The sequence below is a fragment of the Methylobacterium sp. SyP6R genome, assembly GCF_019216885.1.
Classification (GTDB): Bacteria; Pseudomonadota; Alphaproteobacteria; order Rhizobiales; family Beijerinckiaceae; genus Methylobacterium.
The window spans coordinates 3544156-3561949 of record NZ_JAAQRC020000001.1 but is presented as its reverse complement, the minus strand read 5'-3'; the positions used below and the strand labels follow the sequence as shown (position 1 = coordinate 3561949).

General features: G+C 71.3%; 21 protein-coding genes. 8 read left to right on the top strand and 13 right to left on the bottom strand.

What is annotated here, in order from left to right; translation table 11 throughout:
• Positions 1-36: 36 nt before the first annotated feature.
• From HBB12_RS16485 to pdxH, 6 genes are all read right to left on the bottom strand, one after another.
• Positions 37-303: a hypothetical protein gene (locus HBB12_RS16485; protein ID WP_236990335.1), complete on the bottom strand. Its 267-nt coding sequence runs from the start codon at positions 301-303 to the stop codon at positions 37-39.
• Between the two features lie 195 nt (positions 304-498).
• Positions 499-933, bottom strand: a complete 435-nt coding sequence (locus HBB12_RS16480) for a TIGR02301 family protein (protein ID WP_236990334.1) — start codon at positions 931-933, stop codon at positions 499-501.
• Positions 930-1394 carry an NUDIX hydrolase gene (locus HBB12_RS16475; RefSeq protein ID WP_236990333.1) on the bottom strand — a complete coding sequence of 155 codons (465 nt, stop codon included), beginning with the start codon at positions 1392-1394 and terminating at the stop codon, positions 930-932. The genes HBB12_RS16480 and HBB12_RS16475 overlap by 4 nt, the downstream gene beginning before the upstream one ends.
• Positions 1391-2395, bottom strand: a complete 1005-nt coding sequence (locus HBB12_RS16470; protein ID WP_236990332.1) for a hypothetical protein — start codon at positions 2393-2395, stop codon at positions 1391-1393. Before HBB12_RS16470 ends, HBB12_RS16475 begins: the two co-directional genes overlap by 4 nt.
• Complete coding sequence (locus HBB12_RS16465; RefSeq protein ID WP_236992802.1) at positions 2388-3110, bottom strand: SDR family NAD(P)-dependent oxidoreductase; 723 nt, start codon at positions 3108-3110, stop codon at positions 2388-2390. The genes HBB12_RS16470 and HBB12_RS16465 overlap by 8 nt, the downstream gene beginning before the upstream one ends.
• A 184-nt stretch (positions 3111-3294) precedes the next feature.
• Positions 3295-3903, bottom strand: coding sequence for a pyridoxamine 5'-phosphate oxidase (gene pdxH, locus HBB12_RS16460; RefSeq protein ID WP_236990331.1), 609 nt, complete (start codon positions 3901-3903; stop codon positions 3295-3297).
• 144 nt (positions 3904-4047) lie between these two features.
• Between pdxH and HBB12_RS16455 the strand changes: the two genes are divergently transcribed.
• The 4 genes from HBB12_RS16455 to HBB12_RS16440 all read left to right on the top strand — a co-directional run bounded on the left by HBB12_RS16455 (position 4048) and on the right by HBB12_RS16440 (position 8213).
• Positions 4048-4497 (top strand): RT0821/Lpp0805 family surface protein, encoded by a 450-nt coding sequence (locus tag HBB12_RS16455; protein WP_442919280.1) that lies wholly within the window; start codon positions 4048-4050, stop codon positions 4495-4497.
• 446 nt (positions 4498-4943) lie between these two features.
• Positions 4944-5879, top strand: coding sequence for a DnaJ C-terminal domain-containing protein (locus HBB12_RS16450; protein WP_236990330.1), 936 nt, complete (start codon positions 4944-4946; stop codon positions 5877-5879).
• 146 nt (positions 5880-6025) lie between these two features.
• Positions 6026-6883, top strand: a complete 858-nt coding sequence (gene fabI / locus HBB12_RS16445; RefSeq protein ID WP_236990329.1) for an enoyl-ACP reductase FabI — start codon at positions 6026-6028, stop codon at positions 6881-6883.
• Positions 6884-7007: 124 nt separating this feature from the next.
• A complete protein-coding gene (locus HBB12_RS16440; protein WP_236990328.1) occupies positions 7008-8213 on the top strand; it encodes a pyrophosphate--fructose-6-phosphate 1-phosphotransferase in 1206 nt (401 codons plus the stop codon).
• A gap of 51 nt (positions 8214-8264) precedes the next feature.
• Here the strand turns inward: HBB12_RS16440 and HBB12_RS16435 are convergent, their stop codons facing one another.
• The gene (locus tag HBB12_RS16435) at positions 8265-8498 is read right to left on the bottom strand and encodes a hypothetical protein (RefSeq protein ID WP_236990327.1); all 234 of its coding nucleotides are present in this window, start codon (positions 8496-8498) and stop codon (positions 8265-8267) included.
• Between the two features lie 106 nt (positions 8499-8604).
• Positions 8605-9474: a lytic transglycosylase domain-containing protein gene (locus HBB12_RS16430; protein WP_236990326.1), complete on the bottom strand. Its 870-nt coding sequence runs from the start codon at positions 9472-9474 to the stop codon at positions 8605-8607.
• 227 nt (positions 9475-9701) lie between these two features.
• On the opposite strand from HBB12_RS16430, the gene HBB12_RS16425 reads away from it, so the two are divergent.
• Together HBB12_RS16425 and HBB12_RS16420 are read left to right on the top strand one after the other, a co-directional pair.
• Positions 9702-10583: a methyltransferase domain-containing protein gene (locus HBB12_RS16425; protein WP_236990325.1), complete on the top strand. Its 882-nt coding sequence runs from the start codon at positions 9702-9704 to the stop codon at positions 10581-10583.
• Complete coding sequence (locus HBB12_RS16420) at positions 10580-10933, top strand: DUF427 domain-containing protein (protein ID WP_236990324.1); 354 nt, start codon at positions 10580-10582, stop codon at positions 10931-10933. The genes HBB12_RS16425 and HBB12_RS16420 overlap by 4 nt, the downstream gene beginning before the upstream one ends.
• A 3-nt stretch (positions 10934-10936) precedes the next feature.
• On the opposite strand, the gene HBB12_RS16415 is transcribed toward HBB12_RS16420, so the two are convergent.
• From HBB12_RS16415 to argJ, 3 genes are read right to left on the bottom strand one after another with little or no spacing between them, the layout of a single operon-like run.
• Positions 10937-11353, bottom strand: coding sequence for a (deoxy)nucleoside triphosphate pyrophosphohydrolase (locus HBB12_RS16415; RefSeq protein WP_236990323.1), 417 nt, complete (start codon positions 11351-11353; stop codon positions 10937-10939).
• Between the two features lie 49 nt (positions 11354-11402).
• A complete protein-coding gene (locus HBB12_RS16410; RefSeq protein ID WP_236990322.1) occupies positions 11403-12116 on the bottom strand; it encodes an SIMPL domain-containing protein in 714 nt (237 codons plus the stop codon).
• Positions 12113-13354: a bifunctional glutamate N-acetyltransferase/amino-acid acetyltransferase ArgJ gene (argJ, locus tag HBB12_RS16405; protein ID WP_236990321.1), complete on the bottom strand. Its 1242-nt coding sequence runs from the start codon at positions 13352-13354 to the stop codon at positions 12113-12115. Before argJ ends, HBB12_RS16410 begins: the two co-directional genes overlap by 4 nt.
• A 325-nt stretch (positions 13355-13679) precedes the next feature.
• Between argJ and HBB12_RS16400 the strand changes: the two genes are divergently transcribed.
• Both HBB12_RS16400 and HBB12_RS16395 read left to right on the top strand, forming a co-directional pair.
• Entirely contained in the window at positions 13680-14654 is a 975-nt protein-coding gene (locus HBB12_RS16400) for a LysR family transcriptional regulator (protein WP_236990320.1), read from the top strand.
• A 49-nt stretch (positions 14655-14703) separates the two neighbouring features.
• On the top strand, positions 14704-15402 hold the full coding sequence (locus tag HBB12_RS16395; RefSeq protein ID WP_236990319.1) for a 4'-phosphopantetheinyl transferase family protein: 699 nt from the start codon (positions 14704-14706) through the stop codon (positions 15400-15402).
• A 231-nt stretch (positions 15403-15633) separates the two neighbouring features.
• Here the strand turns inward: HBB12_RS16395 and HBB12_RS16390 are convergent, their stop codons facing one another.
• Both HBB12_RS16390 and HBB12_RS16385 read right to left on the bottom strand, forming a co-directional pair.
• Positions 15634-16515, bottom strand: coding sequence for an RNA polymerase factor sigma-32 (locus tag HBB12_RS16390; protein WP_203155060.1), 882 nt, complete (start codon positions 16513-16515; stop codon positions 15634-15636).
• A gap of 292 nt (positions 16516-16807) precedes the next feature.
• Positions 16808-17395 (bottom strand): CarD family transcriptional regulator, encoded by a 588-nt coding sequence (locus HBB12_RS16385; RefSeq protein ID WP_060848844.1) that lies wholly within the window; start codon positions 17393-17395, stop codon positions 16808-16810.
• Between the last annotated feature and the right edge of the window lie 399 nt (positions 17396-17794).

The following is a 17794-nucleotide window of genomic DNA, read 5'->3' as shown; positions in this document are numbered from 1 at the left end:
TTGGGTCCCGATCCTCAACGATCGGGACGGGACGCGTTAATGCCGGGCTTGAGGCCGCACCGTGTAGGTGCCGCCGCGAATCCGCTCCGGGAAACCTTCGGCGTAGCGGGCGGTGGCCTCCTCGCCGTAGGTCTGGACCAGTTCCTGGAACGCCGCGAACAGGGCCGCCTGGGCCATGCAGTCGCCGTCGAGCCCGTCGAGGCAACCTTCGGCGAAGGCCTCCGAAACGTAGCTGAGGGCGGCGCGCTTCGCCTCCTGGTCGGAATCGAGGGCGGGGTCGTGGTGGGTTTCGAACTCGGTCATCGACAGCCTTGAGATCGGGTCTCTGGTGAGAACGGCGGTCTCGGATCCGCAGCGGCCTCGTGTGATGTCCCGATTCATAGGCCCTCGGCCGGCGCCGGGCCAGCAAGGAATTGCGAAGAGGTTAACGGCGCCACGAGAATGCCTCCCTCTTCGACACGGACGCCACAGCGTGGCGGACCAGCAACAGGGAGTTTGTTAACCGCCGAACCGCCCTGCGAGCGCCACCGACAGGCGTTCGCCCTCCGCGATGTAGCGGGTGGCGGCTTCGACCGCGGAAGGCGTGCAGACCCGGTAGGTCACGGCGTAACCGCCGTAGCCCCGGTTATAGGCCCCGGCGAGGCGGTCGCGCCGGCCCGGGCTGGTGCCTTCCGAATCGAGCAGGGCCTTCATCCGGGCGGGCCATTCCGGCGCGTCGGGGTTTCCGCACAATTCGCGCAGGAAGCTCAGCGCGCCGATGATCTCCGACAGGCGCAGGAGGTCGCGGTCGTAGGGGGCCGGCGCGTCGGCCGGCGGCGGCGGAGCGGGGGCTTCCTTCTCGGGTGGCTTGGTCGGCGCTTTCGGCTTGGCTTGCTGCGCGAGAGCCGGCAAAGCCGCGACGAGGCAGGCGGCCAGGATGACGGCGCGTCTCATGCCTTGTCCCCGATTGCCGCGAGGGCCTGGGCGATCACGTCGTGCAGGCCCCGGGTGGTCGGCAGGTCGTGCGCCTCCGCAGGCGTCACCCAGCGCAGGTCCAGGGCTTCCGGCCCGGTGGTCGGCTCGCCGGACAGCCAGCGGACGGCATGGGGATGGATCACGAAATGGTGCAGCACCGCCCCGTTCGCGTCGCGCTCGATCACCTCGAGGGGTGTCAGCCCGGCGACCACCTCGGCCGCCACCCCGACCTCCTCGTGCAATTCGCGCAGAGCCGCTTCCGCCAGGGTCTCCCCCGCCTCCACCTGGCCACCCGGCAGGGTATAGATGCCGCGCATCGGCGCCTGGCCGCGGGATGCGAGCAGCACCCGGCCGTCGCGCACCACGGCCGCGGACGCGGCGATGAAGGGGCGCACGGGATAGCGGCGGCGCCAGGCCGGATCGTCGGATTCGGCGCTCACGGCCGCGCATCTCCGTCCTGCACCGTGGCGAGCCGCCCGTCGGCCAGGGCCACCACGACCCGGTTGCCCATGACCGCGAGGCCGGCCCCGACCGGCGCCGGCAGGGTGACGCGCGCCCGCTCGGCCAGCCCTTTGAGCGAGACGTAGGCCAGGGCGGTGCGGTCGCGGCTCGCCACCACCAGCTCGCTGCCGAGGGTGGCGCCAGGGGCGGAGAACCCCTTGCCCTCGGCGCTCTTGGCCGTCCTGGCCGGTGTTCCGCCCGCGAGACTCCACTGTTCGAGCCGGCCCTCCGCGCCGCGCACCAGCACGGCGCCGGGCACCGGGCCGGGCAGGTCGGCCGCGAGCGCGAGCGGTCCCGGCTCGGGCGGGGTCTCGGCCCGCACCCGCCAGGCACCGTCCTGGCGCCCGATCACCGCCAGCCCGGTGCCCTCCGGATGCTCGCTGAGCGCCAGGAGGTTGAGCGCCCCGTCGATCTCGACCGGCCGCAGGGTCTCGGCCGAGAACACCGCGCCCGCCCCCGGCGGCACCGTCGCGGTCGCCACCGGTACCGGCTTGGGATCGGCGCTCATCGTCACCTTCTGGCGCTCGCGCAGAGTCACCCCGGCGGCGCCGGGGCGCCCGTCCGGCCCGCTTCTCGGCCCCGACAGGTAGGCGCTGACCGGCCCCGACAGCACCCGGCGTGTGCCCGGCAGCGCGCCTTTCGGCGTCTCGCCGGCGGTCAGGCCTTCGATCGCGTCGAGGGACAGCGGGACGACGGTGATCGTGTCCCCCGTCAGCGTCAGGACGGCGGCCCCGGTCGCGCCCCACGCCACCGCGACCGGGCCGGCCTTGCGCGGCAGCTGCGGCAGCCCGGCAGTGGTGACGGCGAGCGCCGCCTCGCTGCCGGCATCGCGCAGCTGCGTCACGCGGAACGGCAGGTCGAGGAGCGTGACGCGGGGCTCGGCGGCTGCGGGCGAGGCGAGGAGCAGGAGCGCGAGCGCGACAGCCGCCCGCTCAGACATGCTGGCCGCCGTTGATGTGCAATTCGGCGCCGTTCACGTAGGACGAGGCCTCGGTGCACAGGAAGTAGATCGCCTTGGCGACCTCGTCCGGCGTGCCGAGGCGCCGCTGCGGGATCTGCGCCACCAGCTTGTCGGTGCCCGGCGACAGGATCGAGGTGTCGATCTCGCCCGGCGAGATCGCGTTCACCCGCACGCCCAGCGGTCCGTAATCGGAGGCCATCTCGCGGGTCAGGCCGGCGAGCGCCGCCTTCGAGGTCGCGTAGGCCGCCCCCGCGAAGGGATGGACGCGGGAGCCTGCGATCGACGTCACGTTGACGATCGAGCCGCGGGCCCGGGTCAGCTCGTCGCACAGGCCGCGGGCGAGCAGGATGGGGGCGAAGAAATTGACCTGGAACACCCGCTGCCAGTCGGAGAACGGGGTGTCGATCGACCCGAGCCGCGCGCCGCCGGCCCCCTTCGGCGAGATGCCCGCATTGTTGACCAGCGCATGCAGCAGCCCGCCCTCGGCCTCGAGCCGCCCGGCCACCTCACGCACGGCGCGGATCGTGTCCTCCGGATCGGCGAGGTCGACCTGGAGGTGGTCCTCCGGCCCCATCTCCCACGGGCAGTTCTCCGGGAAGGGGTGGCGCGAGCAGGTGATGACGCGCCAGCCCGCCGCCGAGAAGCGCTTCACGGTGGCATGGCCGATGCCCCGGCTCGCGCCGGTGAGCAGCATCACGCGGCGGCGTTCGTTCGATTGGGCCACGGCCGTTCCTCAGGGATGTCCGGTGCGGGGCGCCGGCTGGTGGTGGCGCGGCGCGAAGAGCCCCAGGGTAGGGCTCCGGGCCCCGGAAATCCAGGGCTCGAAGGCCGGGGTTCGCCGCGCCGCAGCAAAGCTCGCGCGCCAGGGACCTTGCGCGTCAGGGATACAGGCGGCGGCCCGCCCAGGCGTCGCCCTGGCGGGTGAAGCGCACCCGGTCGTGCAGGCGGTAGGCACCGTCCTGCCAGAACTCGATCGAGACCGGGGCGATGCGGTAGCCGGTCCAGTGGGGCGGGCGCGGCACGGTCTCGCCGGGGAAGCGCGCGCCCACCTCCTCGACCGCCCGCATCAGGGTCTCGCGGCTGTCGAGGGGTTGCGACTGGCGGCTCGCCCAGGCGCCGAGGCGGCTGTCGCGGGCGCGGGTGGCGAAATAGGCGTCGGCCTCCGCATCCTCGACCTTCGTCACGGTCCCGCGGGCCCGGACCTGACGGCGCAGGCTCTTCCAATGCAGCACCAGGGCGGCGCGCGGATTGTCCGAGAGCTCCACCCCCTTCATCGACAGGGTGTTGGTGTAGAACACGAATCCGCGCTCGTCCGCGTCCTTCAGGAGCACGATGCGCACGTCCGGCAGCCCGTCGGCGTCGGTGGTGGCGAGCGCCATGGCGTTCGGGTCCTCCGGCTCGGCGGCTTGCGCCTCGGCAAACCATTGCCGGAACAGGACCCAGGGATCCGGGTTCCGGGTGAAATCATCTTTCGTTAACTCGTTCACGGCATCGTCCTTACCCAAGTGGCTTGATGGCCAGTGTGACAACCGGAGCCGGGGGCGGGCCGGCGTCGCATCCCCATGCGTCGCGGCGGCCGCCCGGTCGTGAGAACAGGTGTAATGCGTTCGGGTGCGTGTAAAGTCGGTTCGGTGACGCTCGGGCTCGTCGTCGCGGCGGGCGCCCTGGGCAGCGTCCTGGCGATCGGCGGCTGCAGCCAGCCGCTCATCATGTTCACCCCGCAGGTGGAGGTGGCGCCGCCGGAGCCGGAGAGCACCGGCAGCATCGAGCCTGCGGCGCCCAAGAGCTTCGGCCCGGACCTCTCGGGTGAGGATTGGCGCCGGGCCAAGGCGGCGCTCTCCGTCGCCCTCGATCCCCAGGGCAACGGCCAGCCGGTGAAATGGGACAACCCGGATTCGGGCATGCGCGGCATGGTCAACCCGACCGGGCTGCCCTTCGTGAAGAACGACGAGATCTGCCGCGGCTTCCTCGCCTCGGTGATCGGTCCCGGCGGCAACCGCTTCGTGCGCGGCACCGGCTGCCGTCCGTCGGGGGGGGCCTGGGAACTGAAGAGCCTGAAGACGACGACGAAGCCGGGGTGAGGGGGCGCGCAGGGGCCGGGGCGCTGGTCGCATCGGGAATGGCGGGGGTGTCTCCTCTCCTCGCTGGCGGGGAGAGGGCTGCATTCCTGTTCAGGGAATGCAGCAAGCCCGAAGGGCGAGGGTGAGGGGGTGTTTCCGGAGGAGCCTCACTCGTCGAGACCCCCTCACCCTCGCTTCGGCTGCGCCTCCGCTTGCCGTATCACCTGGACGTGACACGGCCCTCTCCCCGCCCGCGGGGAGAGGAGACACCCCCGCCAATCCTCCTCCCGAATCGCCCACCGTGGCGCTGCCCCCGGAAGTGACGTACCTTCAGCGCTTGCCGCTTCCGCCTGCGTTGCAATCCGGCAACACGGTCGCCAGATAGGGCTCAACCCATTCACGCTGGCGGACCCGCGCCCGGGCGCGTCGCACCGGAGCCGGGCCGCTCGAATCGCCATCGGATCGCCATGCGCAACCCATACGACGTACTCGGCGTGAGCCGCTCGGCCGACGAGGCGGAGATCAAGAAGGCTTTCCGCAAGCTCGCCAAGGCCTACCACCCCGATCGCAACAAGAACGACGCCAAGGCGCAGGACCGCTTCTCCGAGGTCAACCAGGCCTACGAGATCCTCGGCGACGCCAAGAAGCGCGAGCAGTTCGACCGCGGTGCCATCGACGGCGACGGCAAGCCCCGCTTCACCGGCTTCGAGGGTTTCGGTGCCGGCGGGGCCGGCCGCGGCGGTGGCGGCGGCTTCGACTTCGAGTCGATGGCCCGCGCCCGCGGCGGAGCGGGCGGCGGTGGGGCCGGCGGCTTCGGCGAAGACATCTTCTCGCACCTGTTCGGCGAGGCCTTCCGCTCCGCCGGCGGTGCCGGGCGCGCCGCGCCGCAGAAGGGCGAGGACGTCGCCGCCGAGCTGACCGTGACCCTCGACCAGGTCGCCAACGAGACCAAGCTGCGGCTCAACCTCCCGAGCGGCCGCGAGGTCGACGCGGTGGTGCCCAAGGGCGTGGTCGACGGCCAGGTGATCCGCCTGCGCGGCCTCGGCTATCCGGGCGCAAACGGCGCCGAGCCGGGCGATGCGCTGCTGACCATCCGGTTCGCCCCCGATTCCCGCTTCGAGATCGAGGGCTCGGACCTGCGCACCACCGCCGAGGTCCCGCTCGAGGATGCGGTGCTGGGCGGGCCGATCCGGATCCAGACCCTGACCGGTGCGGTCGAGATGAAGATTCCGCCGATGACCAGTTCCGGCCGGGTCTTCCGCCTGCGCGGCAAGGGTCTGCCGAAGAAGGACGGGACGAAGGGGGACCTGCTCGCCACCGTCGCCGTCACCCTGCCGGCGAATGCCGACGAGGCCCTGACCGAGTTCGCCCGCAAGCGCCGCGCCGCTGCCGCGACGAGCTGATCCTGAAGAAGAGCACGCAGCATTACCGGAGCCGGCGCACTTCCGTCGCCCGCGGGCGTCGGTTAAGGAAGCCGCTGGGGAGCCATGCACGGCCGGGTCCAACCGGCCGCCGCCGGCCCCCGTGGCGGCTGTTCTTTGGGTGACTCATGGCTGACTCGAACCGGGCACAAGTACAGGATGGCGGGCAGCCCCGCACCGGGCTTCTCGCCGGCAAGCGCGGCCTCGTGCTCGGCGTCGCCAACAACCGCTCGATCGCCTGGGGCATCGCCAAGAGCGCCCACCAGCACGGCGCCGAGCTGGCCTTCACCTACCAGGGCGAGGCCCTGAAGAAGCGCGTCGAGCCGCTCGCCCGCGAGCTGAACGCCGCCGTCGTCGGCCATTGCGACGTCACCGATCCGGCCTCGATCGACGCGGTCTTCGAGGCCGCCGGCCGGCATTTTCCCGACGGCATCGACTTCGTCATCCATTGTATCGCCTTCTCGGACAAGGACGAGCTGACCGGGCGCTACATCGAGACCAGCGAGGCGAACTTTACGAAGTCGCTTCTGATCTCCTGCTACTCGTTCACGGCCGTCGCCCAGCGCGCCGAGAAGCTGATGCGCAACGGCGGCTCGCTCCTCACGCTGACCTATTACGGCGCCGAGAAGTGGATGCCGCACTACAACGTGATGGGCGTCGCCAAGGCGGCGCTCGAAGCGTCGGTGCGCTACCTCGCGGCCGATCTCGGGCCGCAGAAGATCCGCGTCAACGCGATCTCGGCCGGGCCGATCAAGACGCTCGCCGCCTCCGGCATCGGCGATTTCCGCTACATCCTGAAGTGGAACGAGTACAACGCCCCGTTGCGGCGCACCGTGACCATCGAGGAGGTCGGCGAGACCGCCGCCTACCTGATCTCCGACATGTCCCGCGGCATGACCGGCGAGATCCTGCACGTCGATGCCGGCTATCACGTCGTCGGGATGAAGAACCCCGAGGCGCCGGACCTCAGCCTCGACAAGGACTGACCGGTTTCGTCCCCGGACGGCGCGGAACGGGGCGCCACGACGATCCGAGGGAGGCCGGACCTGCGGCCCCTTCGGCGCAACGTGGGCCCCGAGGCGGGCCCCACTTCGCAACGCGGAGCCCATCATGTCCACGCAGAAGATCGCCATGCTCACCGCCGGCGGCCTCGCCCCCTGCCTGTCGGCGGCGGTCGGCGGGCTGATCGCCCGCTACACCGATCTCGCGCCCGAGGCCGAGATCATCGGCTATCGTAGCGGTTATAAGGGCGTGCTCCTTGGCGATTCCCTCGCCGTCACCCCGCAGGTGCGGGCGAAGGCCCACCTGCTCCTCCGCCACGGCGGATCGCCGCTCGGCAACAGCCGGATCAAGCTGACCAACGTCAAGGATTGCGTCAAGCGCGGCCTCGTCAAGGAGGGGCAGGATCCTCTCAAGGTGGCGGCCGAGCAGCTCGCCCGCGACCGGGTCACGGTGCTGCACACGATCGGCGGCGACGACACCAACACCACGGCGGCCGATCTCGCGGCCTATCTTGAGGCGAACGGCTACCACCTGACCGTGGTCGGCCTGCCGAAGACCATCGACAACGACGTGGTGCCGATCCGCCAGACGCTGGGTGCCTGGAGCGCGGCGGAACAGGGGGCGATCTTCGCCGAGAACATCGTCAACGAGCAGAGCGCCAACCCGCGCATGCTGATCGTCCACGAGATCATGGGCCGCAAATGCGGCTGGCTCACCGCCGCGACGGCCAAGGCCTATCGCGACCGGCTGGACCGCACCGCCTTCCTCCCGGAATTCGGCCTCGACCGGGCGCACAAGGAGGTGGATGCGGTCTACCTGCCGGAACTGCCCTTCGACATCGCGCGCGAGGCCGAGCGGCTGCGGGCGCGGCTCGACGCCAAGGACTGCGTCACGGTCTTCCTGAGCGAGGGGGCCGGCCTCGACGAGATCGTGGCCGAGATCGAGGCGCGCGGCGAGGTGCTGGGCCGGGATCCATTCGGTCACGTCAAGATCGACACGATCAATGTCGGCAAGTGGTTCGCCGACCGCTTCGCGCCGATGATCGGGGCGGAAAAGAGCCTGGTGCTGAAATCCGGCCATTTCTGCCGCTCGGCCGCGCCGAATGCCGACGACCTGCGGCTGATCCAGGGCATGGTCGACTTCGCGGTGGAGTGCGGCCTGAAGGGGGTCTCGGGCGTCATCGGCCACGACGAGGATCAGGGCGGCCGCCTGCGGGCGATCGAGTTCCCGCGCATCCGCGGCGGCAAGACCTTCGATCCGTCGACGCCGTGGTTTACCGCCCTGCTGGACGAGATCGGCCAGAGCCACGGGTGAGAGGGGCCGGCGCCGCCCGGCGCCGGACCGGAATGAGACTCCAGGTGTGAATCACGACCCCGTCGCGTCGAGCGGCGGGGCGGCTTGGCCGGGTTCAGCCGCCCGGGTCCGGCGGATGAAGGGCAGGATGTTTCCGGGGATCTCGGGCAGCCCCGCCGCGGGCTGGATGTGCCGGCCTCCCGTCGCGAAGGACATCCAGCGGACGATCTTGCCGTCGCCGTGGCGGGCCAGATGCCGCTCGACCCGCCTCCGCGCCCACCGGGGCACGCCATCGCCGAACTTCATGGGGCTTCCCTCCCTGCTCGCCCATCGCGCGACTGTTGCCGCTTGATGAACGAAGCAGGGGCGCTCCCCCCGTGTCATCACCCATTTGGGTGACTCGATGCCAACCTCAGGTTTTCAGGACGATGCAGGCGCCGCCGATGCCGCGGATGCGGCTGCACAGGGCCTCGGCGCTCGTGCGGGTCTCGGACGGCACGCGGATGCGGTAGAAGGCCCGCGTGCCGCGGTGGCGCAGCCGCGTGCCGATGATCATCGGGCGCACGTCGCCGAGGATCGCGGCGTATCGGTCGCGGGCCCGGCCGAAGCTCGCCAGCGCGATCGACTTCGAGAAGTTGCCGGCGAGCTGGACGCCCCAGGGGGCGAGCGCCGCGGCAGTCTCGGCGAAGAAGGTGTCGGTGCGGCCGCGGATGCGCAAGGCGGCCGTGACCTGAAGGCAGCGGGTGCCCTCGGGCTCGGTCAGGTCGGTGCGGGGCTCCGCCTTGGCGGCGGCGGCCCAATCCTCGGCGCTGCGCCCGGTGATCGCCGCGACGTAGGCGCGGGTCTCGGCCGGCAGGCCGCCGGTGCCGGCAAGCCAGGCCGAGACGCGGCCGGGCCCGCCGTTATAGGCCGCCGCGGCGAGGCCGAGATTGCCGAAGCGGCCGCGCAGGTCGATCAGGAACCGCGCCGCCGCCGGGATCGCCTGTTCGGGGTCGAACGGGTCGGCAAGGCCGCGCTCCTGCGCCGTGCCGGGCATGAACTGCGCCACGCCCTGCGCCCCGGCGCGGCTCACCGCGCTGGGCCGGAAGCTGCTCTCGCGCCAGATCAGCCGGGTGAGGAAGGCGACCGGCAGCCCCTTCGACTGGGCGGCCCCCTCGATCAGCCGGCACAGGGCCTGCTCGACCGTCTCCTCCTTGCTCTCTGCGGCGGGCGAGGCGGGGGCGCCCAGCGCCGGGGAGGCGAGGGCCAGGGACACGAGGAGGGGGAGGAGGGCGCGGGTCACGGGCCCACCCTTACCCCGATTCGCTGAACGATTTGGCAAGGCGCGATCGTCGCGGTGTCTTTTGTATCTACCGTGACGTGCAGGGCTGTGCGGGTAAGAAAAGGCGCGGGTTTCTCCTCTCCCCGCGGGCGGGGAGAGGAGAAACCCGCGCCTTTTCCGTCATCGGGCGGCCCTCGCATCGCGCGAAGCTCTGGCGCCGGGCCCGCAGCCGCGCCATCTAGCGGGCGATGTCCTCGCCGCTCCTGTTCGACTCCGCCCTGATCCGCACGCGCCTCGCCCGCGCCCGCCGTGCCGGCTTCGCCGATTTCCTGGTCGCGCGGGCGGTGGACGACCTGTCGGACCGCCTGGGTGCCGTGCTGCGGGAGTTCCCCTGTGCCCTCGACCTCGCCACCCCGGTTCCGGCGGCGGCGACGTGGCTCGCGCAGAGCGGCCGGGCCGGCGCCGTCACGCGGCTCGCTCCCGTCCCCGAACCGGGCAGCCCCGGCGTCGCGGTCGCGGTCGGCGATCCGGAGGCCTTGCCCTTTGCCGATCGGAGCTTCGACCTCGCGGTGTCGATGCTGGCGCTCCAGCACGCCAACGACCTGCCGGGCGCCCTGGTGCAGGTCCGCCGGGCGCTGAAGCCCGACGGGTTGTTCGTCGGGTGCCTGCTCGGCGGGCGCACCCTGACGGAGCTGCGCCAGGTGCTGACCCAGGCCGAGAGCGAGGTCGAGGGGGGGGTGAGCCCGCGGGTCGCGCCCTTCGCGGAGGTGCGCGACCTCGGCGGCCTGCTCCAGCGCGCCGGCTTCGCCCTCCCGGTCACCGATGTCGAGACCGTGACGGTGCGCTATGGCGATCCCTTCGGGCTGATGCGCGACCTGCGCGCCATGGGGCTCACCAATGCGCTCCGCGAGCGCCGCGGCGCCCTGCGCCGCGCGACCCTGATGCGGGCGGCGGCCCTTTATGCGGAGCGCTTCGCCGATGCCGACGGGCGCCTGCGCGCGACCTTCGAGCTGATCTGGCTCTCGGGCTGGGTGCCGCACGAGAGCCAGCAGAAGCCGCTGCGGCCGGGCAGCGCCCAGGCCCGGCTGGCCGACGCCCTCGGCACCGTCGAACGCAAGGAGCCGTCATGACGGATCATCCGATCACGATCACCCCGAATCCCCACCGCATCCGCGTGATGCTCGGCGGCACGATCGTCGCCGAGACCACCCGGGCGCTCACCTTGCGCGAGGGCGGCATGCCGCCGGTGCAGTACATCCCGCGCGACGATGCCGAGATGGACCTCTTCGACCGCACCGAGCACCGCACGCACTGCCCGCACAAGGGCGATGCGAGCTACTACTCGCTCACGGCCGGCGGGATCGAGCGGGCGAACGCGGTGTGGAGCTACGAGGCGCCGTTCCCGGCGGTGGCGGCGATCAAGGATCACCTCGCGTTCTACCCGAGCAAGGTCGACGCGATCGAGGAGTTGACCGAGTGATCGTCACGGCCCGAGCAGGTCGACGATCGCCGGCAGCAGCGGCAGATCGGCCGGGGGCATCGGGTAGCTCGCGAGGTCGCGCGGGCGCACCCATTTGAGCGCCTGCCCCTCGCGCGACTGCACGAAACCCTCCCAGCGCCGGCAGACATAGAGCGGCATCAGGAGGTGGAAGGTCTCGTAGGGGTGGCTCGCGAAGCTCAGGGGCGCGAGGCAATCCGCCTTCACGGTGATCCCGAGCTCCTCCGTGAGTTCGCGGATCAGCGTCTCCTCCGGGCGCTCGCCGGGCTCGATCTTGCCGCCCGGAAACTCCCACAGGCCGGCGAGCTGCTTGCCGGGCGGGCGCTGGGCCAGGAGCACGCGCCCGTCCGGATCGACGAGGGCGACCGCCACCACGAGGAGGAGCTTGAGGGGATCTGCCATCAGGGTCTCGGCTGTCCGGGTCGGCTCGCCTGGAAGGAGGTCGCGCCCATCAGGGCGCGACCTGATAGGTGACCTCGACGGCCGCCGCGACCGTGAGGGTGCCGGGCTCGACCGGGACGGCGAGGCCGCCCGGTGCGCCCTTGGCGGCGTAGGCGCGGGCGAGGATCGGCGCCGGCGCGCCCTCCCGCGGCGGCGAGACGATGCTCTCGAGGCGCCCGAGCCGGGTCCCCGCTGCCTCGGCCAGGATCTCGGCCTGGCGCCGCGCATCCCGCACCGCCTCGGCCCGGACGGCGTTCTCGGTCTCGCCGGGCTCCGACAGCCCGAAAGCGACGCCGCCGATCCGGTCGGCCCCGCCGTCGAGCAGGCGGCGCATCAGGGCGCCGAGGCGCTTGAGGTCGCGCACCCGCACCGAGACGGAGTTAGTGGCCTGGTAGCCGTCGGGCACGTCCCGTACCTGTCCACCGGGATCGCGCACCGTCTTGCTGGCCGGCCGCAGGGACACCGCCGCCGTGGCGAGATCGGGACCCGAGATGCCGAATTCGCCCGCGAGCTCCACCACCTTGCGGGCGGCGGCCGAGTTCTGGTCGAGGGCCGCTGCCGGGTTGGGGCCGCGGCTCTCCACCGCGACCTCCACGGTGGCGAAGTCCGGCGCCACCTCCCGGCTCGCCCGGCCGATGACGCTGATCCGGCCGGGCACCGCATCGTCGGCGAGGGCGGGCCCGATCAGCAGGGCACCCAGGAGGAGCGCCGGAACCGCCCTCACGAGCGGTAATCCCCGTTGATCTCGACATAGGCCTTGGTGAGATCGCAGGTCCAGACCCGGGCCTTCCCATCCCCTAAGCCGAGATCGACCCCGATCCTGACCTCGTCGCCGCGCATCGCCGCGGAGGCCGCCTCCTCGTCGTAGCCGGGATCGCGGGCACCCTCGACGGCGACGCGCACATCGCCGAACCAGATCGCCAGCCGGTCGCGGTCGGCGGGCTCGCCGGCCTTGCCGACCGCCATCACCACCCGGCCCCAATTCGCGTCCTCGCCCGCCACCGCGGTCTTCACCAGCGGCGAGTTGGCGATCGACATCGCGATCCGGTGGGCCGAGGCGTCGTCGGTCGCACCCCCGACCTCGATGGTGACGAACTTGCGCGCGCCCTCGCCGTCGCGGGCCACCAGCTGGGCGAGCTCGACGAGCAGGTCGTCGAGTGCGTGCGCGAACTCCGCCAGGGACGGATCCTCGATCGACCCGACGGGCGCGTTGCCGGCCTTGGCGGTGGCGAACAGCATCAGGGTGTCGGAGGTCGAGGTGTCGCCGTCGACCGTGCAGCAGTTGAAGCTCTTGGCGACGCCGCGGGTCAGGAGCGCCTGCAGCACCTCGGCAGGCAGGTCGGCATCGGTGAACACGAAGGACAGCATCGTCGCCATGTCGGGGGCGATCATGCCGGCGCCCTTGGCGATGCCGTTGATCGTCACGTCGACGCCGCCGAGGCGCACCCGGCGGGTAGCGAGCTTCGGGAAGGTGTCGGTGGTCATGATGGCGCTGGCGGCCTCGGTCCAGCGCTCGGCGCCGGGGCCGGTGCGGCCGGCGCAGTCGGCGAGCACGCCATCGAACTTGGTGGCGTCGAGGGGCTCGCCGATCACGCCGGTCGAGGCGATGAAGACCTCGCCCGGCGCGCAATCCGCCGCCTTGCCGGCGATCTCGGCGGTGAGGCGCACCGAGTCGCGGCCTTTGAGCCCGGTGAAGGCGTTGGCATTGCCGGAATTGACCACCAGCGCCCGCGCCGATTGTCCGGCCCGCAGGGTCTCGCGGCACCAGTCGACGGCGGCCGAGGGGCATTTTGAACGGGTGAAGACGCCGGCGGCCCGGGTGCCCGGATCGAGCAGGACCAGCAGCACGTCGGTGCGGCCGCGGTAGCGGATGCCGGCCTGCGCCGTGGCGAGGCGCACGCCGGGGATCGGCGGCAGGGCGGGCTGGTGCTTGGGCGCGAGCGGCGAGACGGGGTGAGACATGCGGGGCTCCGGTCCGCCGACGCCTCGTCCTGCGCGTCGGCGCCGCGGTGTTGCCCCGCGAGGCCGGCTTACGTCAACCGGGCCGGCGCCGCGACCGCGGCAGAGGTTGTATTTGAGGTTGTGCATTTTTGGGTTGAGAAGCCGGCTCTGAAGCGCCGCCGCAACGCGCGTACAGGGCGGAGGCGCGCGGAAAAGTGATTTCCACAGGCCGGCTGACGCAGCGAACACCCGGAGTTTCCTTATCTAGAGTTGCACATTATCATCTAGAGGGTCAGTCTCGTGAGGCGCAGTCGCGCGCTCCCATCCGCCGCCCGGAGGTTCCCGCTTGGCCCACCCGCAAGTCCTTCGCGACATGGCGCTCTTCGTCGAGGTCGCGAAACGGAAGAGCTTCAGTCAGGCCGCTGCGGCGCTGGACGTGCCGATCTCGTCTCTCTCCCGGCGCATCACCCAGTTCGAGACCTCCATCGGCCTGCGCCTGCTCGACCGGACCACCCGCAAGATCGTGCTGACCCCGCATGGCGAGGCCTATTTCGAGCAGGCGACCCGCCTGGTGGAAGAGGCGCAGCGGACCTTCGACGAGCTGATCGCCCAGGCGAAGGGGCCGAGCGGCCTGCTCAAGATCGCGGCGCCGCCCGACCCTTGGGTCCTGCACCATCTCTCGGCCGTCGCGGGGGACTACGCGCTCCGCTACGCCCAGGTGCGGGTGCATCTCGACCTCTGGCCCCATCTCGTCGACCTCGCCCAGGAGGGCTACGACCTGGCGCTCGTGGTCGGGGCGCCGCGGGAGACCTCGATGATCACCCGCAAGGTGGCGCAGCTCGAGACCGGTTTGTTCGCCGCGCCGGACTATCTCGACCGGGCCGGGCGGCCCGAGACCCCGGCCGATCTGGTGCGGCACCAAGCGGTCATGGTGGCCCCCTCGGTCTCGGGCAACGGGTCGTCGGGGACCTGGTCGCTGGAGCGAGACGACGAGATGGTCTCGGCCTCGGTCGGCTGCACGGTCTCCAGCAACAGCCAGGGCATGGCCCGGCGGCTCGTCACGTCGGGGCACGGCATCGGCCTCCTGCAGGCGATCGACGTCGAGGAGGACGTGGAGGCGGGCCGCCTGGAGCAGGTCCTGCCCGAATGGCGCAGCCTGCCCCATCCGGTCTACATCGTCACGACCTCGCGACTGCTGCCGGCCAAGACCCGCAGCTTCATCGGCTTCGCGTCGCGCCGGCTCGCCGAGCAGCTCGCGCCCCGCGGCGTTACCCTGGACGACGCCGAACTCGCTGCCCTGTACGACCTGCAGGAAGCGTGACGCGGGCCTTCCGCCCATGCTTTGGCTCGCGAGTGGACAGGACGGCGACGTGACGGAACTCCTGGAGACGGACCTCTCGACTTTGGCGTTCGCGGGCGGGGCGCTGGCCGTGGCGGCACCGGCCGACGCGGTGGCGGCCCTGCCGGCGGCGCGCCTTGAGCTGCCCCCGTACGAGGCCGCACGCATCGCGCGCTTCCGGCAGGAGCGGGACCGTCACGAGCGGGCGGCCGCGCATGGGTTGTTGCGCCACCTGCTCGGGCCCCGACTCGGCCGCGACCCGGTGGACATCGTCCTGGCGCGGGATGCCGGCGACCGGCCGTTCCTGCCCGGCATGCCGGGCCTCGACCTGAATCTGAGCCATGGGGGGGGCTGGGTCGCAGTCGGGCTGTCGATGTCCGGCCGGATCGGCGTCGATGTCGAGGGCGCCGCCCGGCCGGTGGATTGGGACGGGCTGGCGCCGGTCTTCCTGCACCCGGCCGAACTCTCCGATTATCGTGGCCTGCCGGCCGGTGCGCGGCCGCGCAGGGCCCTGGAATTCTGGTCGATCAAGGAAGCCTTCCTAAAGGCGACCGGCGAGGGCCTGGTCGCCGAGCCCCGCTCGGTCCGGCTGACGCCACAGGGCGCGGATTGGCGTCTTGTGCGTGCAGGGCTGTCGTTGCAGGCGGCGTCCCGGATCCTGCCGGACGGGGCGCGGTTCGCCTGGGCGGTGGAAGAGGGGGTTGAGGTGATGGTCGCGGTGGCGGGTTGAGCGGGAGGAACTCGTGGAAGCGCAGGGGGACGCCCGCTTCTCCACCCGCGCCATGTCATTCCGGGGCCGCGCAGCGGAGCCCGGAAGTCAGAGTCGATGACGGTTCGGGCTCTGGCGGATGCTGCTCCGCCACCCTCTGAAAACACCTGAGGTTCTCGATGCCGGGCTCCGCTGCGCGGTCCCGGAATGACGAGGAAGGCGGCGATGCGGTCGAGCGAACCGCATGGGCTCTCAGACGTAAGCGCTCATCCCGGTGGCGTTCGATTGCGGGAAGCGTTCGGCAAGGGCACGGCGGAGCTTCTCGAGAGCGCGGTTCTCGATCTGGCGCACCCGCTCCTTGGAGATGCCGAGGCGGTGGCCCAAGGCCTCGAGGGTCGCCTGGTCCTCGGCGAGGCGCCGCTCGTGCAGGATGCGCAGTTCGCGCTCGGAGAGCACGGTGAGCGCCTGGCGCAGCCAGGTCAGGCGGCGCTCGCCATCGACGGCATCGGAGACGGTCTCGTCGGGCAGGGGGGAGGTATCGACCAGGAAGTCGACCCGCTCGGCCGAGGCCTCGCCGTCATCGCCCACCGGAGCGTTGAGCGACATGTCGGGGCCGGAAAGGCGGGCATCCATCAGCGCCACGTCCTCGCGGGAGACACCGATGGCGGTGGCGATGCGGCGGTGGATTTCGTCGCCGACGCGCTCGTCGGTCGATTGCATCAGCCGGGCGCGCAGGCGGCGGAGATTGAAGAACAGGGCCTTCTGGGCCGAGGAGGTACCGCCGCGGACGATCGACCAGTTGCGCAGGATGTAGTCCTGGATCGAGGCGCGGATCCACCAGGTCGCGTAGGTCGAGAAGCGCACCTCCCGCTCGGGCTCGAAGCGGGCGGCGGCCTCCATCAGGCCGACATGGCCCTCCTGGACCAGGTCCGCCATCGGCAGGCCGTAATGGCGGAAGCGGCCGGCCAGGGCGATCACGAGCCGCATATGAGCGGAGATCAGGCGGTGCAGGGCCTGCTCGTCGCGTTCGTCCTTCCAGCGCACCGCGAGGCCGCGCTCCTCCTCCCTCTCGAGAAAGGGAGCATCCATCGCAACCCGCACGAACTGCCGACGTATGCCTGCGATTTCCGCCATCCCCGCCTCCGCCGCTATGGTGAGCGCTGTGTGTCGCGATGAGGCCGGGGCGCAGCCTGGAGCGCGCCCGTTACACCGCAAGGCCTGCGACAACGGCGGGACCGGGCCGGCGGTTCCCGCACCGCGAAAAAATCCTCGGCGGTGCGATTGCTTCGCGGGCGTGGGGACCTGAGGCGGCGGGAGGCGGGCGGGCGGCCGAACTTCCCCGGCAGGGCTTCGAAACAGGGGCCCGAACATGCGAAAGCCCGGCACGGGGCCGGGCTCTCGGTCGTCTGGCAGAGGGGAGAACGCCTCAGGCGGCCTCGGCCTCGTCCTGCACATCCTCGCCGTCGGCCTCGGCCTCGGCGCCCTTGGCGCGGCGCGGCGACTTGGCGAGGCTCTGCTCGATGAGCTTGAGCGACTCGGTATCGGTGATGCGGTTCACCGCCGCGATCTCGCGCACCACCCGGTCGAGGGCCGCCTCGTAGAGCTGGCGCTCGGAATAGGATTGCTCGGGCTGGGCGTCGGAGCGGAAGAGGTCGCGCACCACCTCGGTGACGGCGATCAGGTCGCCGGAATTGATCTTCGCCTCGTATTCCTGGGCCCGGCGCGACCACATGGTCCGCTTCACCCGGGCGCGGCCGGTGAGCACGTCGAGCGCCTTCTTGACCAGCTCCGGCTCGGCGAGCTTGCGCATGCCGACGGAGTTCGCCTTGGCGGTCGGGACCCGCAGGACCATCTTGTCCTTCTCGAACGACACCACGAACAGCTCGAGCTTGTAGCCGGCGATCTCCTGCTCCTCGATGGCCGTGATGCGGCCGACGCCGTGAGCCGGATACACGACCGCTTCGCCGGTCTTGAATCCCTGCCGGGCGGCTGTCGTCTTCTTGGCGGTCGTCATGCGGGGGTTGCCTCCAGGTCACCGTTCGCGGCAATGTCCGCGACCGGATCATTCATCCGGGTCAGGGCGCCCGGCGAAAAATACGCACCTGCCGGACGCCCCGAGGAGAGTCCGTCAGTCCCTGTCAAACCATAGCTAAGGAACGTCCGAACGCGCGGCGGACCGGATAAGATCCACCTCGGCTGATCGCATGCGGCCCCGTCCCATCGAAAAATTCCCGCTCGGTGGACGGAGGCTGCACGTCGGACGAAAAGCGACGGCGAGCAGGAAGCTAGCACGAAGAGGCTTGAAAATCAAAAAAATTCAGGCGCCCGGCATGATCGCGCAGGCACCTTGCACCCGATTTCACCGGCTTGGCAGGTCGATCGCAGACCCGGCATGCGGTCGGGGCAGGGATGG

Excerpts from the sequence above, each read along its gene's own strand:
- HBB12_RS16420 (WP_236990324.1), top strand. The coding sequence starts at position 10,580 with ATGACGGATCATCCGATCACGATCACCCCGAATCCCCACCGCATCCGC.
- HBB12_RS16385 (WP_060848844.1), bottom strand. The coding sequence starts at position 17,395 with ATGACGACCGCCAAGAAGACGACAGCCGCCCGGCAGGGATTCAAGACC.
- HBB12_RS16470 (WP_236990332.1), bottom strand. The coding sequence starts at position 2,395 with ATGTCTGAGCGGGCGGCTGTCGCGCTCGCGCTCCTGCTCCTCGCCTCG.
- HBB12_RS16485 (WP_236990335.1), bottom strand. The coding sequence starts at position 303 with ATGACCGAGTTCGAAACCCACCACGACCCCGCCCTCGATTCCGACCAG.
- HBB12_RS16450 (WP_236990330.1), top strand. The coding sequence starts at position 4,944 with ATGCGCAACCCATACGACGTACTCGGCGTGAGCCGCTCGGCCGACGAG.
- fabI (WP_236990329.1), top strand. The coding sequence starts at position 6,026 with ATGGCTGACTCGAACCGGGCACAAGTACAGGATGGCGGGCAGCCCCGC.
- HBB12_RS16415 (WP_236990323.1), bottom strand. The coding sequence starts at position 11,353 with ATGGCAGATCCCCTCAAGCTCCTCCTCGTGGTGGCGGTCGCCCTCGTC.
- HBB12_RS16465 (WP_236992802.1), bottom strand. The coding sequence starts at position 3,110 with ATGCTGCTCACCGGCGCGAGCCGGGGCATCGGCCATGCCACCGTGAAG.
- argJ (WP_236990321.1), bottom strand. The coding sequence starts at position 13,354 with ATGTCTCACCCCGTCTCGCCGCTCGCGCCCAAGCACCAGCCCGCCCTG.
- HBB12_RS16435 (WP_236990327.1), bottom strand. The coding sequence starts at position 8,498 with ATGAAGTTCGGCGATGGCGTGCCCCGGTGGGCGCGGAGGCGGGTCGAG.
- HBB12_RS16390 (WP_203155060.1), bottom strand. The coding sequence starts at position 16,515 with ATGGCGGAAATCGCAGGCATACGTCGGCAGTTCGTGCGGGTTGCGATG.
- HBB12_RS16425 (WP_236990325.1), top strand. The coding sequence starts at position 9,702 with ATGTCCTCGCCGCTCCTGTTCGACTCCGCCCTGATCCGCACGCGCCTC.
- HBB12_RS16480 (WP_236990334.1), bottom strand. The coding sequence starts at position 933 with ATGAGACGCGCCGTCATCCTGGCCGCCTGCCTCGTCGCGGCTTTGCCG.
- HBB12_RS16440 (WP_236990328.1), top strand. The coding sequence starts at position 7,008 with ATGTCCACGCAGAAGATCGCCATGCTCACCGCCGGCGGCCTCGCCCCC.